Origin of the sequence: Streptomyces sp. NPDC101118, assembly GCF_044759445.1 — a bacterium.
GTDB lineage: Bacteria > Actinomycetota > Actinomycetes > Streptomycetales > Streptomycetaceae > Streptomyces.
On the sequence record NZ_JBIVZG010000005.1, the window covers coordinates 35,084 to 50,934 of the forward strand.

Here is a 15,851-nt window from a genome sequence, read left to right on the forward strand (position 1 = left end):
CTGTGCCTTTGCCGGGCGGCGCCAACTGGCTGTCCGTTTTAACCGGTTACGGTCAGATCGTCTCCAGCATCTCGGTCACCAGGGCCGCGATCGGCGAGCGCTCCGACCTGGTCAGGGTGATGTGCGCGAAGAGCGGATGCCCCTTCAGCTTCTCGACCACGGCGACCACCCCGTCGTACCGGCCGACCCTCAAGTTGTCGCGCTGGGCGACGTCATGAGTCAGGACAACACGGGAGTTCGCCCCGATACGGGACAGAACGGTCAGCAGGACGTTGCGCTCCAGCGACTGCGCCTCGTCCACGATGACGAACGCGTCGTGGAGCGACCGGCCCCGGATGTGGGTGAGCGGCAGCACCTCCAGCATGCCGCGGCCCAGCACCTCCTCGATCACCTCGCGCCCGGCCACCGCCGAGAGCGTGTCGAAGACCGCCTGCGCCCAGGGGCTCATCTTCTCGGCCTCGGTGCCCGGGAGGTACCCGAGGTCCTGGCCGCCCACGGCGTACAGCGGCCGGAAGACCATCACCTTCTGGTGCTGGCGGCGCTCCAGTACGGCCTCCAGGCCCGCGCAGAGCGCCAGCGCCGACTTGCCGGTGCCGGCCCGGCCGCCCATCGACATGATGCCGACGTCCGGGTCCAGCAGCAGGTCCAGCGCGATGCGCTGCTCGGCGCTGCGGCCGTGGATGCCGAAGGCCTCGCGGTCGCCCCGTACCAGCCGGACGTTGCCGTCGGCCGTGACGCGGCCCAGGGCCTTGCCCCGCTCGGACTGGAGGACCAGTCCGGTGTGAACGGGGAGTTCGGCCGCCTCCGGCACGTACAGGCGCTCCTCGGAGAAGAGGAGGTCGACCTGCTCGCCGGAGAGCGCGAGCTCGCTCATGCCGGTCCAGCCGTCGCCGGTGATGGCCAGCTCCGCGCGGTACTCCTCGGCGAGCAGGCCCACCGAGGAGGCCTTGATGCGGAGCGGCAGGTCCTTCGACACGACCGTGACGTCGTACCCCTCGGCCTGGAGGTTGCGGGCGACCGCGAGGATCCGCGAGTCGTTGTCCCCGAGCCTGAAGCCGGCGGGCAGGACGCCCGGGTCGGAGTGGTTGAGCTCGACACGCAGGGAGCCGCCCAGGTCCCCCAGCGGAATGGGGGCGTCGAGCCGGCCGTACCGGACGCGGAAGTCGTCGAGCAGGCGGAGGGCCTGCCGCGCGAAGTATCCGAGTTCGGGATGGTGCCGCTTGGCCTCCAGCTCGGTGATCACGACGATCGGGAGGACGACCTCGTGTTCGTCGAAGCGGGAGAAAGCGTGCGGGTCGGCCAGCAGGACGCTGGTGTCGAGAACGTAGGTGCGCCTGTCGGGCGTGCGGCGCTTTGTGCTGGTCACCACGGAAGGACGTACCCCCTCGAGTGAGGTCGGGCCATGAAGACCGGACCGGTCATCGGCCGCAATGCCAGGGCCGATTTCCGGCCCTCCGCTTCGTACGTGCTGTCCGCACGCGCGTCCTGGTGCAAAGGGCCTCCCGGGCGGACGGCCCGGTGCCGTCCGCTGAGACTCGACGCCCGTGGATCGGGCGTCGACCTGGTTGGGATATTCCCTCGAACACGGGGTGCCATGCCATGGCATATGACGGACGCGCGGTGAAGTCCTGGTGAAGGCCTTGCGTGGATGCGCTGGTGGGGGGCGCGGCGGTTCCCGGTGGTGCCGGGGACCGTGGTGGGCCGAGAGGCCGTCAGGTGCCGTAGCGCCGGTGGCGGGCCGCGTAGTCGCGCAGCGCCCGCAGGAAGTCGACCTTGCGGAAGGCCGGCCAGAAGACCTCGCAGAAGTAGTACTCGGAGTGGGCGCTCTGCCAGAGCATGAATCCGGACAGGCGCTGCTCGCCGCTGGTGCGGATGACGAGGTCCGGGTCCGGCTGGCCCCGGGTGTAGAGGTGCTCGGAGATGTGGTCGATGTCGAGCTTCTCGGCGAGCTCCTCGAAGGAGGTGCCCTTCTCCGCGTGCTCCAGGAGGAGGGAGCGGACCGCGTCGGCGATCTCCTGGCGGCCGCCGTAGCCCACGGCGACGTTGACGAGTATCCCGTCGACCCCGTGCGTGGCCTCCTCGGCCTCCTTCAGCACGGTCTGGGTCTGCGCGGGCAGGATGTCGAGGTTGCCGACGTGGTGGACGCGCCAGCGGCCGTCGGCGGCGAGGCCGCGGACGGTGTTCTCGATGATGTTCAGCAGCGGGCGGAGCTCGACCTCGGGACGGTCCAGGTTGTCCGTGGACAGCATCCACAGGGTGACGACCTCGACGTCGGTCTCGTTGCACCAGCCCAGCAGCTCGGAGATCTTGTCCGCGCCCGCCTGGTGGCCCTGCTCGGTGGTGCCGCCGGAGGCCTTGGCCCACCGGCGGTTGCCGTCGAGGATGACGCCGATGTGCTTGGGCACCGCAGCGTGATCCAGGCGGCCCTCCACGCGGCGTGCATAGAGTCGGTACACCAGGTCGCGCAGATTCACGTTCTTCCAGCCCCTCCGTGCCAAGACCCCGTGCGAATCGCTTCCCCCGACTGCGCCACATTACTGCGCCCCGGGAGGGGCGGCCCAACCCGGGATGTCACAAGTCCGTGATAGGGAGGACAACGTGACTGATAACAATCCCTATCGGGCAGCAGCGGAGCGGTACGACTCGATGGAGTACCGCCGCACGGGTCGCTCCGGCCTCAAGCTCCCCGCCATCTCCCTGGGCCTCTGGCACAACTTCGGCGACGACCGTTCGCTGGAGTCCCAGCGGGCCATCCTGCGCCGCGGCTTCGACCTCGGCGTCACGCACTTCGACCTGGCGAACAACTACGGACCGCCGCCCGGCTCGGCCGAGCTGAACTTCGGCAAGATCTTCGCCCAGGACTTCGCCGCGTACCGCGACGAGCTGGTGGTCTCCACCAAGGCCGGCTACCTGATGCACCCCGGCCCCTACGGCGAGTGGGGCAGCCGCAAGTACCTGCTCAACTCGCTCGACGCCTCGCTCCGCCGGATGGGCCTCGACCACGTCGACATCTTCTACTCGCACCGCTTCGACCCGGAGACCCCGCTGGAGGAGACCATGGGCGCCCTCGCGTCCGCAGTCCAGCAGGGCAAGGCGCTGTACGTGGGCGTCTCCTCCTACACGGCGGAGCAGACCCGCGAGGCCGCCGGCATCCTGCGCGAGATGGGCGTGCGCGCGCTGATCCACCAGCCCTCCTACTCCATGATCAACCGCTGGACGGAGGAGGACGGCCTGCTCGACACCCTGGAGGAGGCGGGCATGGGCTGCATCTCCTTCGCGCCGCTGGCCCAGGGCCTGCTCACCGGCAAGTACCTCAAGGGCATCCCGGAGGGCTCCCGCGCCACCCAGGGCAAGTCGCTGAACCCGGACCTGCTCTCGGACGAGGTGCTCCGCCGGCTCAACGGCCTGAACGAGATCGCCGCCCGCCGCGGCCAGTCGCTGTCCCAGCTGGCCCTGAACTGGGTGCTGCGCGACGAGCGGATGACCTCGGCCCTGATCGGCGCGTCCAGCGTGTCGCAGCTGGAGGAGAACGTCGCGGCGCTGTCCGGCGCGCCCTTGACGGAGGAGGAGCTGAAGGAGATCGACTCCTTCGCCGTCTCCACCCCGGGCACCAACATCTGGGCCCAGCGCGGCTGACCACTCGCTGACCTGGGGTTTCCCGGGACCCGTCCGGAAACGGAAAACGGGCCGGTCCGTGGGGGGGATACGGACCGGCCCGAGGGGGGGGTTCCACCATAACCCTTCGTAAAGCGTGCTGCGTGCATTGCCGCGACACGATTACGCTCCGAGTCCGCCCAGGAGCAGTCCGGTGAACGCCCCGGCGGCCATGAAGGGACCGAACGGCAGGGCCGTCTTACGGCCCGCCCGGCCCCGCAGCACAAGGGCGAGGCCGTAGATCCCGCCGTAGAGGAAGCCGAGGAAGGCTCCGACGAGCAGTACCCCCCACCCGTACCACCCAAGAGCGACCCCCAGGGCGAGCGCCAGCTTGACGTCCCCGAAGCCCATGCCGTTCGGGTTGATCAGGAACAGCAGGAAGTACGCCGCCCCCAGCACCAGCCCGCCCAGCAGTCCGCCCCGCCAGGACCCGGCGGCCCCCGGCGCCAGCGCGGCGGCCCCCAGCAGCGCCGCGGCCCCGGCGGCCAGCGGCAGGGTCAGCACGTCGGGCAGCCGGTGCACCGCCCGGTCCACCAGCGCCAGCAGCACGGCGAACGGCGCGAGCAGCACCCACACGGCGGCCTCCGGCACGGTCCCGGCGGCCCAGGCCAGGGCCCCGCACACCCCACCGGTGAGCACGGCGACCCGCACCGCGTGCGGCCCGTACGGAACCCCGGCGCAGCGGGCCGTACCCAGCCAGCCACCGGCGCGGCCGGTGAGCGGATGGCCCTGGGGGCAGGCCGCGCGCCAGGGCTCGCCCGGCTCGACGGCGAGCCGGTAGGCGGCACGCGGCAGCACGAGCCCGGCGGCGGTGCCGTAGCCGACGGCGGCGAGGGTGATCAGGAGTGCGAGCACGCCCCCGACCCTAGGGAGCCCCTGGGCCCGGGTCATGGGCCCGTGGACCCATTCGCGGCGGGACCCGCGGGGCCTAGCCTGGGCCGCGCACCCGCACGGCCCGGGCCGCGGGTGGCCCGGGAGGCACGGCTGGGAAGGGGACGCGGATGGCGCGGCGCTGGCAGGACGGCAAGGGGACGCTGACGGTGGAGGGCCTGGACGTGCCGGTGGAGATCGCCGCCTCCTACCGCGCCCGCACCCGGGGGCTGCTCGGGCGGGACGGGATCGAGGGGGCGCTGCTGCTGACCCCCGCGGGGAGCATCCACACCTTCCGGATGCGGTTCGCGATCGACGTGGCGTACCTCGACCGGGACCTGCGCGTCCGCGCGGTGCGTACGATGCGGCCCGGACGCCTGGGCCTGCCCCGGCCGCACTCCCGTCACGTGCTGGAGGCGGAGGCCGGACAGATGGCCCGCTGGGGGCTGAGGCCGGGCGTCACCGTGGAGCTCCACCGGGTCTGAGCGGGAAGCCGGGCTGGCGGGACGCCGGACCGGACGTCCGCGGGACCGCGGACCGGACGTCCGCGGGACGCCGGACCGGACGTCTGCGGGACCGCGGGCCGCACGTCCGAGGGACCGCGGGCCGGACGTCTCCGGGCCGCCGGGCCGGCGGACTGCGGGCCCGGAGTCCGCGCGACGCCGGGCCGCGGACCACAGGCCGGACACCCGCCGGCCGGGGCCGGGGCGCACGGTAGGTTGGACCGGTTGGGCTCGGGCTGTGGTGGGGAGCGGTCGTGACGGAGAACGCGCAGGTGGCGGCGCTTGAGCGGCTGATGCCCGCGGTACACGGCGCCGACGAGGAGATCGACTGGGCGGCCGCGGAGGCCGCCTGGGGCACCCGCTTCCCCGCGGACTACGTCGCCTTCATGGCCCGCTTCGGCGCGGGCGGCATCAACGGCGAGGCGAGCGTCCTGCTGCCGCTGGCCAAGCGCGGCCCGCAGTGGGACCCGGACCAGATGGCGGAGGAGACCGCGAACGCCCGCGCCCAGTGGGCCGTGCTCGGTGGGCGGGCCGCCTTCGAGGCGGACCCCGCGCACATCCTGGCCTGGGGGGTCACCGGCGGCTCGGACATACTCTGCTGGCTCACCTCCGACCCGGACCCGGACCGCTGGCCGGTGCTGGTGTGCGGGCGGCACACGGCCGAGGTGTTCGCGCTCCACCCCTACGGGATGGCGGAGTTCCTGTGCCGCCTGTTCTCCGACGAGTTCGAGGTCAATCCGGTGTCCCTGGTGTTCTGGGACAGCGAGCGGCCCCAGAGCTTCGTGAACTGGCGCGAGGAGCAGCGCCGCTGGCTCGCGGGGCTCAACCCGCAGACGGGCGAGCCGGACCCGTACGCGGGGCGCTGAGACCTGCAGGGGGCCGGACGGCCCGTGCGGGGCGCTGAGGGCCCGTACGCCGGCCCGCGCCCCGTACGTGTGCGGCCCCGGCCTACTCGCCGCCGATGAGCACCGTCAGCGTCCCGGAGAGCAGGGCCGCCAGGCCGCAGCCCACCGTGATCACCGCCGCCTGGCGTACGGGCGACCAGCCCGCCCCGCGCCCCGCGATGGTGGCGGTGCGCTCCGGGTCGGCGGGGTCGTAGGTGACCGTGACCGGGTCGCCGGTGCCCGTAGTCCAGGGGGCCAGGTCGCGGAACTCGACCTCCCGCCCGTCCTCCGCGGTCCGGAAGCGGAAGAAGTACTCCCGGGCGTCGGTGTCCGAGTGGGTGACCACCCGTGCGCACTCCCCCGGCACCCGGACCCCGTGCCGCACGGTGCGCAGCACGGTCGCCAGGCGGCGCCCGTACTTCACGGCGACGGCGGCGAAGAGCAGCGTCATCGCGCCGAAGAAGAGGTAGCCGCCGCCCGGGACCCGCACGCTCAGCGCACCTCGACGCTCTTGATGACGGCGGCCAGCTCGGAGCCGCTCCGCGCCGCCTTCACCGTGTCCACGCGGACCGCGAAGGACTGCCCCTTCGAGTCCAGGCCGGTGAGGATCAGCCCGGCGACCCGGGTGCCCTTGGGCGGTCCGCCGGGCGCACCCGTGGCGGTGAACTCGAAGTCGATGCGCTTGGCCGCGCCGGTGCCCGCGAGGTCGATGTCGCGGGTGCCCTGGAGGGTGGAGCCGAGCTGGATGCCGGCCTCGGCGCCGATCGCGGCCTCCTCGACGGAGTCGGCGTTCGTGAAGTTCATCCGGATGCTGATCACCGACTCCTTGTGGCCGGACCGCTCGCGCACCGCCGTGGGCCCGTCCTTCGCGGCCTCCTCGCGGTAGCCGTCGGGCCCCTTGGGGTACGCGACGCTGACGGTGGGCGTCCTGAGGGTGCCCCAGCCGTCCGGGACCACCGCCTGCGGGCCGGCGCCGCCGCCCCCGCCGTTGCCGCCGCCCCCGCCGGCCGTGCCGCAGCCGGCCAGCAGCGCGGCCGCCGCGAGGGCCGTGGCGGCCGCCCTGACGGTCCTCCATCGGGTTCCGGTCGTGCTGCTCACGCGTGCCCGCCCCTCTCCTCGGTCAGTTCGCACAGTAGCTGTAGGGGACGTAGCCGCGGGTGCCGTTGCGGGGTGCTCCCAGGAACTCGGCCTCGTTGAGGACCTCTTCCTTCTTCTCGGTGTTCACCGAGAAGCCGAGGCTGAGGCCCAGGTTGAGCTCGAAGCCGTACTCCGCCGCGTCGGTGGTGCCGGTGTAGCGGGTCCGGCTGGAGCGACCCTTGTCGAACAGCAGCTGGCCGAAGGGGTCGTCGGGTCCCGGCCGGGTCGTGGGGGCCCTGTCGCCGAAGAGGTAGAGGAAGGGCGCCGCGTTGTCGCCGCGGCCGTCGAGCCAGGCCTGGGCGAGGGCCCGGTCGGCCGCGCCCTTGGGGCCCGGCTCGAAGCTGATCGAGTTGGTGATCACCTGGATGCCGGTGGTGTTGTTCGTGCCCTTCACGCCCGCGCTGCCACCGCGCTTGTCGTCGTCCTTCTTGCCGTTGTCGCCGCCGCCCTTGACCCCGTCCTTGGTGCCGCCCTCCTCGATGGTCTGGGTCATGTCGATGCGGATCAGCTCGCCGGTCTTCTTGTCGTACGTGACGGTCAGCGCGCCGGTGCGGACGGTGGTGGCGCCCGCCTCGCCGCTGAGCCCGCCCGCCTCGTACCCCACCTTGGTGCCGTACTCCAGGGCGGCGGTGTACGTGTAGGACTTGGTGCCCTTGAAGTCGTTGTCGGTCCAGGTGGCCTCGGGCGAGAACTTGAAGTTGCCGCCGAGGGTGGCGCTCAGCTTCTTCTCGTCGGCGGCGGAGAGCTTCAGCCCTGCGCCGGCGGAGAGTTCGAGGCCGACCTTGCCGTAACCGATGTGGCGGTCGCCGAGCTTCTCCTCGACGCGCTTGCGGATGCGCTCCTCCTCGGCGAGCGGGCCCTTGCCGAAGATGGCGAGGATGCCGTTGCCGAGGCTGGCGTCGGCGCCACCGGGGGACTTGCGCATCGTCTCGTACATCTTGAGCTTTTCCAGGTCGTCGCGGAACCGGGCGGCCTCCTCGGGGCTGCGGAAGACCCAGGTGTCGCCGTTTGTGACCTTGATGCCGGCGCCGAGTTCGACCTTGTCGGCACCGAACCTGCCGACCTTCATGCCGGGTTTGAAGTCCTTCTTCAGGGCGGCGGACGCGGCGTCCGTGAAGGTGACGAAGACGTACTGGTCCTTGCCGTCGATCACCCCGTCGCCGTTGACGTCCTCCTTGGCCTGGAAGACCTGCTGCTGGAAGCCGTACTCCTGGCCCCACTCGAAGAACAGCACCTTGGCCTTGGAGCCGGCCTTGTCGGTGACGCTGGAGAGCTGGCACAGCGGGGGTTCGAAGTCGGCGTCGGTCAGCGGGGGTCCGCCGGCCTGGTTCCCGCCGCCCGCACAGCCGCCCGTACCGCCGCCGAGGGCGCCGACCGCGCAGAGGAGGCGGGTGGTGAGGGAGCCGCCGATGCCGGCGGCCCCGATGCCGAGGACGAGGGCGCCGACGAGGAGGACGGAGCCGAGGTACTCCATGGCGGTGGCGCCGCGGTCGTACGGGGCCCGGCCGTACGGGGAGCGGCCGTACGGGGAGCGGCCGCGGGTGCGCGGGCCGGCGTACGGGGCGCCGGCGGCGTACGGCCCTCCGCCGGCATACGGCCCTCCGGCGCCGCGGTCGGTGCCCGGCCCGGGGTCGGGCTCGCGCAGCCGGGCCACCGCGACGCCCGTGGCGGTGCCCGCGGCCACCACCGCGCAGGACATCAGCACGCCCTCGACGCCGGCCCGGTCCCGCTGGATCGCCAGGTTCAGCACCTGGGCGACGGCCGGCACGGCGCAGGCGGCCAGGAGGTGACGCCCCCGGTGGTGGCGGTGGGGGGCGGGATGGGCGGCGGCCGCGGCCCAGGCGGCGAGCGCCACGCACACCGCGTTGGGCAGGTGGAGCAGGAGCAGCCGCCCGCCGAAGCCCGCCAGCCGGTCCGGGTCGGCGAACGTCCCGTAGATCCAGCCGACTTGCACGTACTCGGTGAGGCACAGGACGAGCAGTCCCGCGACCCAGGCCCGCACGAGCGCCGCTCCCGCGCCGCTCCGGTACGGGACCTCCGTGGTCCCCCGCATCCGACCGCCCTCCCCTGCCGTACCCGGAAACTGCGCAGCAGCGTCGCCCGGGCGGAAGCGGAACGCGCGGGCCCGTGGGCCCAAGACGGGGCCCAGAGGGCGGCTGGGCCCGGGCGTGGGCCCCGTCCGCCGACCTCCGCCGGACTCCGCCGAACCGGCGGACAAACGGGACGCAACGGCGGTCTACGCGCGTGGGAATTGTTGATCAGATGTCGGAAAACACCAGTAGGAATTCGGCCAGTTGGGGCAACCCCCACACCTGCGGCCCGAAAGGCCAGATCCCACCGAATACGGGAGAGAATTCCGGGCGCAACGGGACACCGAGGGACACGGCAGCCCTGAGCAACTCATAAGCAATACCGGAACCAAAGAATTTCAGGGGTTTTCGACCGTGCGACGAAGAATCTTCGGCGTGACCGCTTCGGCGGCCGCGCTCGGCCTGCTCAGCACCCTCACCGCCTGCGGCAGTTCCTCCGGGTCCGGCGACGACGTCGTCCTCCGCCTGGTGGCCGCCGAGTACGGCGACTCCCCGGGCACCAGCGCCAGGCCCTTCTGGGACAAGGTGACCGCGGCCTACCGCGAGGAGCACCCGGGCACCCGCGTCGAGGTGGAGCTGCTGCCCTGGGCGGACATCGACCGCGAGGTGACCCGCCGGGTCGCCGACGGCGACGCACCCGACATGGCGCTGATGGGCGCGTACTCCGACTTCGCGGCCCAGGACAAGCTGTACGAGGCCAGCGAGCTGCTGTCGGTGTCGGCCGAGGCGAACTTCCTGCCGCCGCTGGCGGAGGCCGGGTCGGTGGGGAACCGCCTTTACGGGCTGCCCTTCGTGGCCAGCAGCCGGCTGCTGTTCTACAACGAGGAACTCTTCGACAAGGCGGGCATCGAGCCGCCGCGGACGTGGAAGGGGCTGAAGAAGGCCGCCGAGGCCCTCAAGGACGACGGCGTGGCGTACCCGTACGCGCTGCCGCTCGGCCCGGAGGAGGCCCACGCCGAGGCGATGATCTGGGAGCTGAGCAACGGCGGCGGCTGGGCCAACAACGGCGGCGGCTACGCCATCGCCTCCGAGGCCAACACCCAGACCTTCGTCTGGCTCCGGGACAACCTGGTCGGCAAGGGCCTCACCGGTCCCGTCGCCCCCGGCAAGCTGAACCGCAAGGACGCCTTCGCGGCCTTCCTGCGCGGTGAGGTCGGCATGCTGAACGGATATCCCTCGCTCGCGCACGAGGCGAAGGCGAAGGGAATTGCCGTCGGCACCGTGGAAATGCCGGTGGCGGACTGGCTGCCGAAGGGCGAGACCCCGCCCACCATGGGCGTCGCGGACTGGATGATGGCGTTCAAGCAGAACGGCAACCGCGAGAGCGTCGGGTCCTTCCTCGACTTCCTCTACGAGGACAAGAACCTCAACGAGTTCGCGAGCCGGTACCACCTGCTGCCCTCGACGACCTCGGCCACCCGCGTCTCGAAGGACGCGGCGGCCGACGAGGTGGACCAGAACTTCCTCACCGCGCTGCTCGGGGCCCAGCTCTACCCCGTCAACGAGCCGTCCTGGATGAAGGTCAGCGACACCATCAAGCACAACATCGGCCGCGCGGTCGCCCCGGGCTCCGACCCGAAGACCGTGCTGGAGGACATCGCGGAGCAGGCCCGCGGCACCTCGAAGAAGAAGTAGGACGACTGACGGTCCGCTCCCTCCCGGACACCGCCCGCACGTACCCCGTACCACGTGCGGAAGGTCCCGCCCGGACAGGACTCCGGACCCGTGCCGTGGCCACCCCCGACGCGGCAGCATGGAGCCGGCGGCGTCGATCCGACGCCCGGGCGGTCGTCGCCCGCACCGCGCCCACAAGGCGCCCGCGGGCCGGCCCGCCCTCTCCTTCTCCCCCTTTCGCTCCCTTCGGGGTCCTCGCCCTAGCCGAGGCTCGTGCGGAGCGGCTCGCAGCTGGAGTCCCAGGTGACCCGGCCGGTCACGGTGACCGTCTGCGCGTCGGGACCGGTGCGGCTGATGCTCCACTCCGCGGTGTAGACGCCGGTGTCACAGGCGACCCGCTTGCCGGTGGGGTGCGTCGCGCGGAGGGTGTGGTGCCGCCCCGCCTTCGCCTCCTCGAACTCCGCCACCAGCCCGCCGCGCGCGTCGCGCAGCACGGCGCGCAGGGTCACGTCGTGCCTGCCGCTCTTGCCCGCCACGACGCTCTTCTTCAGCACGGCCGCGCTGTGCACCTCGTACGCGAACTCGAAGGCCGGCTCGTACCGGGCCGTCGCCGGGTCCCCCACCTGGCCGCCCCACTCGGGCGCGCCCTTCGGCCCCGGCTTCGGCTTCTTCGCCATCTGCAGGCCCGAGTGGAGGCGGAACTGTCCGTCGAGGCGCCGGCGGCCGTCCTCGGACCACTGCTGTCGCATCTTGTCCCCGGCCGGGTCCTGTACGTACGAGCCCGAAGGCGGGGCGGCGGCCGGGGCCCCGGCCGCGCTGAGGGCCGGGGTGAGGGTGAAGAGGGCGGCGGCGGTGGTCACGAGGGTGAGCCGGATGCGCTTCATGCCGGGACAACGGACCGCGCGTGCGGGGCCGTTACGTGGGCCAGGCGGGGTTCACCCGTAAGGGCCGGGCGGGCTCCGGAGGGGTCACGGATTCGTGGTATGAGTCGATCTTCGGCGGCCTCCGATCAAGGATCGCCGGAACCGACCACAGGGGGAACTCGTATGACCGAGGCCGTGAACGAGAACGTGCAGGGCAGTGTCCGGGGCGCGGGGGACGGCGTCCACGGGCAGGTGGCGCCGGGCTGGGAGCCCGTACGGGACGAGCTGGCCGCGTTCGTGGCCGGCGAGCGGCACTCCCCCGAGGCGCAGCTGGTCCTCCACCACGGGGGCCGCCGGGTGGTGGACCTGTGGACCGGCGAGGACACCGGGCCGGACACGCTCGGGACGGTCTACTCGATCACCAAGGGCGCCGCACACCTGGTGGTGGCGCTGCTCGTGCAGGAGGGGCGGATCGACCTGGACCGGCCGGTCTCGGGGTACTGGCCGGAGTTCACCGGGCGCGGGCTGGAGCGGCTGACCGTGCGCGAGCTGCTGGCGCACCGGTCGGGGCTGATCGGCGTCGAGGGCGGCTTCACGTACGACGAACTGACCGACGACGCGGCCCTCGCGGCACGGGTGGTGCGGGCGGAGCCGTACTGGGAGCCGGGGACGAAGTACGGGTACCACGCGATGACCATCGGGGCCCTGACCGGCGAGATGGTGCGGCGGGTGACGGGCCGTACGGTCGCAGAGGAGTACGAGGAGCGGGTCCGCGTCCCGTACGGGCTGGACTTCTACATCGGGCTGCCGGAGGAGCTGGAGGAGCGCTGGGCGCCGATCCTGCCGATGCTGCCGACGGACGAGCAGCTGGCGGCGCGGGCGGCACTGGGCGGCCCCGGCGAGCTGCAGCTGGTCGCCTTCAACTGGAACACCGAGCCGCGGCTCGACATGGTGGACTTCGCCAACGACCGGCGGGTCCGGGCCGGCGGCCCGGCATCGTCGGGCGGGGTCGGCACGGCACGCGGGATCGCCGGGATGTACGCGGCCGCACTGGAGCTGCTGGAGCCGGAGACGGCGACGGTGTGCGCGCGGCTGACCACGCCGGGCGCGGACGCCGTGGTGCCGCAGGAGGACGCCTTCGGCCTGGGCTTCGAGCGGCAGCCGACGGTGGGCGACCGGGCCTTCGGGCACAGCGGCGCGGCCGGGGCCAACGCCTTCGCCGATCCGGCCACGGGGCTGGCGTACGCGTACACGCGCCGCCGGTTCGCCTTCCCGGGCGGTGCGGCGCCGGAGAACGACCGGTTCGCCCGGGTGGCGGTGGAGGTGGCGGGGCGGCTGGGCTGACCCGCCCGGGGTGGGGCGTACGGGCCCTGTCGCCTCAGGCCTGGCCGGTCTCGAAGCGGCTCACCTTGCCTCCCGGGGTGACGGTGAACCGCCACGCGGTCCGCATCTCGCCCCAGGTGTCGTTGCGGTAGCCGACGACCAGGGCCCGGCCGCCGTCGGACTCGGTCTGCACGTCCATGTGGCCGTTCGAGTCGAAGATCTCGCGGTCGGTCCACTCCTTCAGGTCGCGCTCCGACCCGTCGTCGGACATGGTCGCGTCGGTGGTGAGCAGGTCGAAGAACGCCTGCCGGTCGTGGCTGTTGACGGCCGCCACGAAGGCGGCGACGGCGGGGTCGCTGAGCTTGCCGGGGGCGATGGACACGGGGGCTCCTGAGGGGTGGGCAGGACCGAACGGAAACGAACCCCCTCAGGGAACCCCCCTGACGCCATCACCGGCCGGACCCTCACCCGGTCGCCGGACGGCGGGCGTGTCAGGGGCGGGGCGTGCAGGAGCGGGACGTGTCAGGAACGGGACGTGTCAGGAACGGGACGTGTCAGGAGCCGGGGGCGTCCCACACGGGGAAGTCGGTCTTGCGCCCCTGCTCCTTCAGCTCGCCGAGGAAGCGGTCCAGGGCCGTGACGGTCTGCCCGCGGCTGCCGCCGCCGTCGTGGAAGAGCACAGTGGCGCCCTGCTGGGGCAGCTCCTTGTGGATGGTGTGCATGATGGCGCCCACACCCGGCTTCTCGAAGTCCTTCGTGTCGACGTTCCACCCCAGCGGCCGCATCCCGTTCGCGGCGGCGATCCGGCGGCTGTCGGGCGTGAAGGCTCCGCCGGGAGCGCGGTAGTAGTCCACCTTCGCGGACCCGCCGGCGGCCTGCTCGATCAGCTTCTTCGCGTCCAGGATCTCCTTCTCCTGGTACGCCACCGGCTTCTTGTCCATGCCGGTGTCGTGGGACATGGTGTGGTCGCACAGCCGGTGCCCCTCGGCGACGACGCGCCTGACGAGCCCGGGGTACGCCTGGGCCTGCGGCCCGACCATGCAGAAGACCGCCTTCACCTGGTGCTCCTTCAGCACCTCCAGCACCTTGGGCGTCCAGGTCGGGTCGGGCCCGTCGTCGATGGTGACGTTCACCGCGTCGCCGCCGCCCTGCGGCGCGTGCGCGATGCCCTGCGGCACCTGCTTCAGCGCCGGGGGCGCGGCGGGGTTCTTGTCCTCCTGCGGCACCTTCTCGCGGGCCACGGGCCTGGCACCGCCGCGGGACTCGGCCTCGGATGCCGTGATCTGCGTCGCGCCCCACACGGCCGCCGCGAGCGCGACGGCCGAGGCCACGACCACGGCCTGGTTGGTGTACTTCGGCTTGCGTATCTTCGCCATCTTCATCCGTCGTTCCTCCCGCCCTTGATGACGTGACCCCCCGACAGGAGGTTGCAGCCACCCCCATGACCAAACGGCAACAACGCGAATTAGGGACCAAAGGCCCCCAACGGTCTTTATCCCTTCCCCCCTCAGTCCCCGAAGACCCGGCGCACCCACCCGTCACCCGCCGGCGGCACGAAGAAGTAGCCGCCGCCGACGGTCAGCGTGTACTTGGCCATCGCCTCGACGCCGGCAAGCCGCGCCTGCACGGCTTCGAACCCGGCCGCGAGGTCACGTTGAAAGCAGGAGAAGAGGACGCCGCGGTCGGCGTCGCCGCGGTCGTAGGCGTAGCTGCGGCGCACCAGGGGCGGCGGGTTGTGGCGGTCGGGCGCCGCCAGCCGCACGTGGGAGTCGAGCGGCGTGGCCCGCCCGCGCGGGTCGGCACCGAACTCGGGTCGCTCGCCGACCGGGGTCCCGTCCAGCCAACGCCCGTCCCTCCGGCGCCCGATGATCCGCTCCTGCTCCTCGACGGAGTCCCTGTCCCACAGGGCCGTGGCGAGCCGAACGACGCGCACCACCTGGTAACTCCCGCCGACGGCCCACTCCGGCTCCCCGTCGCCGGCCCGCACGAGCGCCGTGTCGGCGATCCCCCGCTCCCCGTTCGGGTTGCCGAACCCGTCGTCGAAGTGGAACGGATTCCGAGCTATCCCGCGCCCGTTCTCCTCCCTGCCCCGCTCCCGGAACCCGTCGATGCGCCAGCGGACCTTCCAGCCGGGGGCGCCGCGGAGCACTCGCCCGACGGCCTCGCGGACGTCGGCCTCGCTCTTGCCGCCGACCTGTACGAGTACATCGCCGCCGGTGCGTTGGGGATCGAGCAGGTCACCGGCGAAGCCGGGCATGGGCGCGAGCTGCCGGGGCCGCCGCGTGCGGGGCACGTCTCGGAAGGCGGTCACCCCGAGGGCGATGCCCCCGCCCTCGGGCAGGGCCCGGACCACGGCGGCAACATCCGTCCGCCGCACCCCACCCGGGGCACCGAAGGCCACCATCGCCACCCGGCGCGGGGGCTCAACCCCCCACAGCTGCGCAGGCACCCGCGGGGCGGCGTCCGCCACGGGCCCACACCCAAGAGCCGCCGCCCCGACCAGTACCCCGGGCACGCCTGCCAACACGAACCGCCGCTTCACGAAGCGGCACTGCGGCGTACGGAAACACTTCCATCAGCCACTTTCCATTGGGCAGTCGGGCCGCCCTCCTCGTCATCCACGAAAAACAAGCCTTCCAGGTCCGGAACGGCTTCAGCGATCCTTTTCAGCTGAGAGAAGACGAGGTCCACCCCGCCAAGCCGCATCACCGCACCGAAGAATGCGTGGGCAATCCAGTTGATCTCCCTCTGCTGGTAGACCCACCCTCCCAAGTACAAGGAGACAGACTCTTCGGAAAGGTGGAACTCGCCGCCTGAATCGCTGAACTGATCCACAACATTGCGGATCACGTCAAGGTCTTGGTAGTCGCAGTCGATGAATCCGCGAACATTGAAATACTGCGCCACTTACCG

Annotated in this window: 16 protein-coding genes; 5 read left to right on the top strand and 11 right to left on the bottom strand. The window is 72.2% G+C overall.

The window, feature by feature from the left end; all coding sequences use genetic code 11:
- Positions 1-52: 52 nt before the first annotated feature.
- Both ACIQUQ_RS11230 and ACIQUQ_RS11235 read right to left on the bottom strand, forming a co-directional pair.
- Positions 53-1,369: a PhoH family protein gene (locus tag ACIQUQ_RS11230; RefSeq protein WP_403662807.1), complete on the bottom strand. Its 1,317-nt coding sequence runs from the start codon at positions 1,367-1,369 to the stop codon at positions 53-55.
- Positions 1,370-1,712: 343 nt separating this feature from the next.
- Positions 1,713-2,474, bottom strand: a complete 762-nt coding sequence (locus ACIQUQ_RS11235) for an isoprenyl transferase (RefSeq protein ID WP_403973936.1) — start codon at positions 2,472-2,474, stop codon at positions 1,713-1,715.
- A gap of 94 nt (positions 2,475-2,568) precedes the next feature.
- On the opposite strand from ACIQUQ_RS11235, the gene mgrA reads away from it, so the two are divergent.
- On the top strand, positions 2,569-3,636 hold the full coding sequence (gene mgrA, locus ACIQUQ_RS11240; protein WP_403973938.1) for an L-glyceraldehyde 3-phosphate reductase: 1,068 nt from the start codon (positions 2,569-2,571) through the stop codon (positions 3,634-3,636).
- Positions 3,637-3,777: 141 nt separating this feature from the next.
- Here mgrA and ACIQUQ_RS11245 read toward each other — a convergent pair whose 3' ends face one another.
- Complete coding sequence (locus ACIQUQ_RS11245; protein WP_403973940.1) at positions 3,778-4,509, bottom strand: prepilin peptidase; 732 nt, start codon at positions 4,507-4,509, stop codon at positions 3,778-3,780.
- Between the two features lie 146 nt (positions 4,510-4,655).
- On the opposite strand from ACIQUQ_RS11245, the gene ACIQUQ_RS11250 reads away from it, so the two are divergent.
- Both ACIQUQ_RS11250 and ACIQUQ_RS11255 read left to right on the top strand, forming a co-directional pair.
- Positions 4,656-5,009 carry a DUF192 domain-containing protein gene (locus tag ACIQUQ_RS11250; protein WP_403973942.1) on the top strand — a complete coding sequence of 118 codons (354 nt, stop codon included), beginning with the start codon at positions 4,656-4,658 and terminating at the stop codon, positions 5,007-5,009.
- Between the two features lie 272 nt (positions 5,010-5,281).
- Entirely contained in the window at positions 5,282-5,893 is a 612-nt protein-coding gene (locus ACIQUQ_RS11255) for an SMI1/KNR4 family protein (RefSeq protein ID WP_399954487.1), read from the top strand.
- Positions 5,894-5,975: 82 nt separating this feature from the next.
- On the opposite strand, the gene ACIQUQ_RS11260 is transcribed toward ACIQUQ_RS11255, so the two are convergent.
- Genes ACIQUQ_RS11260 through ACIQUQ_RS11270 form a run of 3 tightly spaced genes read right to left on the bottom strand, consistent with a single transcriptional unit; the run spans position 5,976 to position 9,101 of the window.
- Positions 5,976-6,401, bottom strand: a complete 426-nt coding sequence (locus tag ACIQUQ_RS11260) for a DUF3592 domain-containing protein (RefSeq protein ID WP_403973944.1) — start codon at positions 6,399-6,401, stop codon at positions 5,976-5,978.
- 2 nt (positions 6,402-6,403) lie between these two features.
- Complete coding sequence (locus ACIQUQ_RS11265) at positions 6,404-7,009, bottom strand: hypothetical protein (RefSeq protein ID WP_403973946.1); 606 nt, start codon at positions 7,007-7,009, stop codon at positions 6,404-6,406.
- A 22-nt stretch (positions 7,010-7,031) separates the two neighbouring features.
- Positions 7,032-9,101 carry a hypothetical protein gene (locus tag ACIQUQ_RS11270; protein WP_403973949.1) on the bottom strand — a complete coding sequence of 690 codons (2,070 nt, stop codon included), beginning with the start codon at positions 9,099-9,101 and terminating at the stop codon, positions 7,032-7,034.
- Positions 9,102-9,513: 412 nt separating this feature from the next.
- Here ACIQUQ_RS11270 and ACIQUQ_RS11275 point away from each other — a divergent pair, with 412 nt between their 5' ends.
- On the top strand, positions 9,514-10,773 hold the full coding sequence (locus ACIQUQ_RS11275; protein ID WP_403973951.1) for an extracellular solute-binding protein: 1,260 nt from the start codon (positions 9,514-9,516) through the stop codon (positions 10,771-10,773).
- 239 nt (positions 10,774-11,012) lie between these two features.
- On the opposite strand, the gene ACIQUQ_RS11280 is transcribed toward ACIQUQ_RS11275, so the two are convergent.
- Entirely contained in the window at positions 11,013-11,636 is a 624-nt protein-coding gene (locus ACIQUQ_RS11280) for a hypothetical protein (RefSeq protein ID WP_403973953.1), read from the bottom strand.
- 162 nt (positions 11,637-11,798) lie between these two features.
- Here ACIQUQ_RS11280 and ACIQUQ_RS11285 point away from each other — a divergent pair, with 162 nt between their 5' ends.
- Positions 11,799-12,959 (top strand): serine hydrolase domain-containing protein, encoded by a 1,161-nt coding sequence (locus ACIQUQ_RS11285; RefSeq protein ID WP_403973955.1) that lies wholly within the window; start codon positions 11,799-11,801, stop codon positions 12,957-12,959.
- Between the two features lie 34 nt (positions 12,960-12,993).
- Here the strand turns inward: ACIQUQ_RS11285 and ACIQUQ_RS11290 are convergent, their stop codons facing one another.
- The 4 genes from ACIQUQ_RS11290 to ACIQUQ_RS11305 all read right to left on the bottom strand — a co-directional run bounded on the left by ACIQUQ_RS11290 (position 12,994) and on the right by ACIQUQ_RS11305 (position 15,845).
- The gene (locus tag ACIQUQ_RS11290) at positions 12,994-13,320 is read right to left on the bottom strand and encodes a nuclear transport factor 2 family protein (protein ID WP_403973957.1); all 327 of its coding nucleotides are present in this window, start codon (positions 13,318-13,320) and stop codon (positions 12,994-12,996) included.
- Positions 13,321-13,492: 172 nt separating this feature from the next.
- Complete coding sequence (locus ACIQUQ_RS11295; RefSeq protein ID WP_403973959.1) at positions 13,493-14,320, bottom strand: polysaccharide deacetylase family protein; 828 nt, start codon at positions 14,318-14,320, stop codon at positions 13,493-13,495.
- Positions 14,321-14,445: 125 nt separating this feature from the next.
- The gene (locus tag ACIQUQ_RS11300) at positions 14,446-15,291 is read right to left on the bottom strand and encodes a Dyp-type peroxidase (RefSeq protein ID WP_403973961.1); all 846 of its coding nucleotides are present in this window, start codon (positions 15,289-15,291) and stop codon (positions 14,446-14,448) included.
- 185 nt (positions 15,292-15,476) lie between these two features.
- Positions 15,477-15,845 carry a hypothetical protein gene (locus ACIQUQ_RS11305; RefSeq protein WP_403973964.1) on the bottom strand — a complete coding sequence of 123 codons (369 nt, stop codon included), beginning with the start codon at positions 15,843-15,845 and terminating at the stop codon, positions 15,477-15,479.
- Between the last annotated feature and the right edge of the window lie 6 nt (positions 15,846-15,851).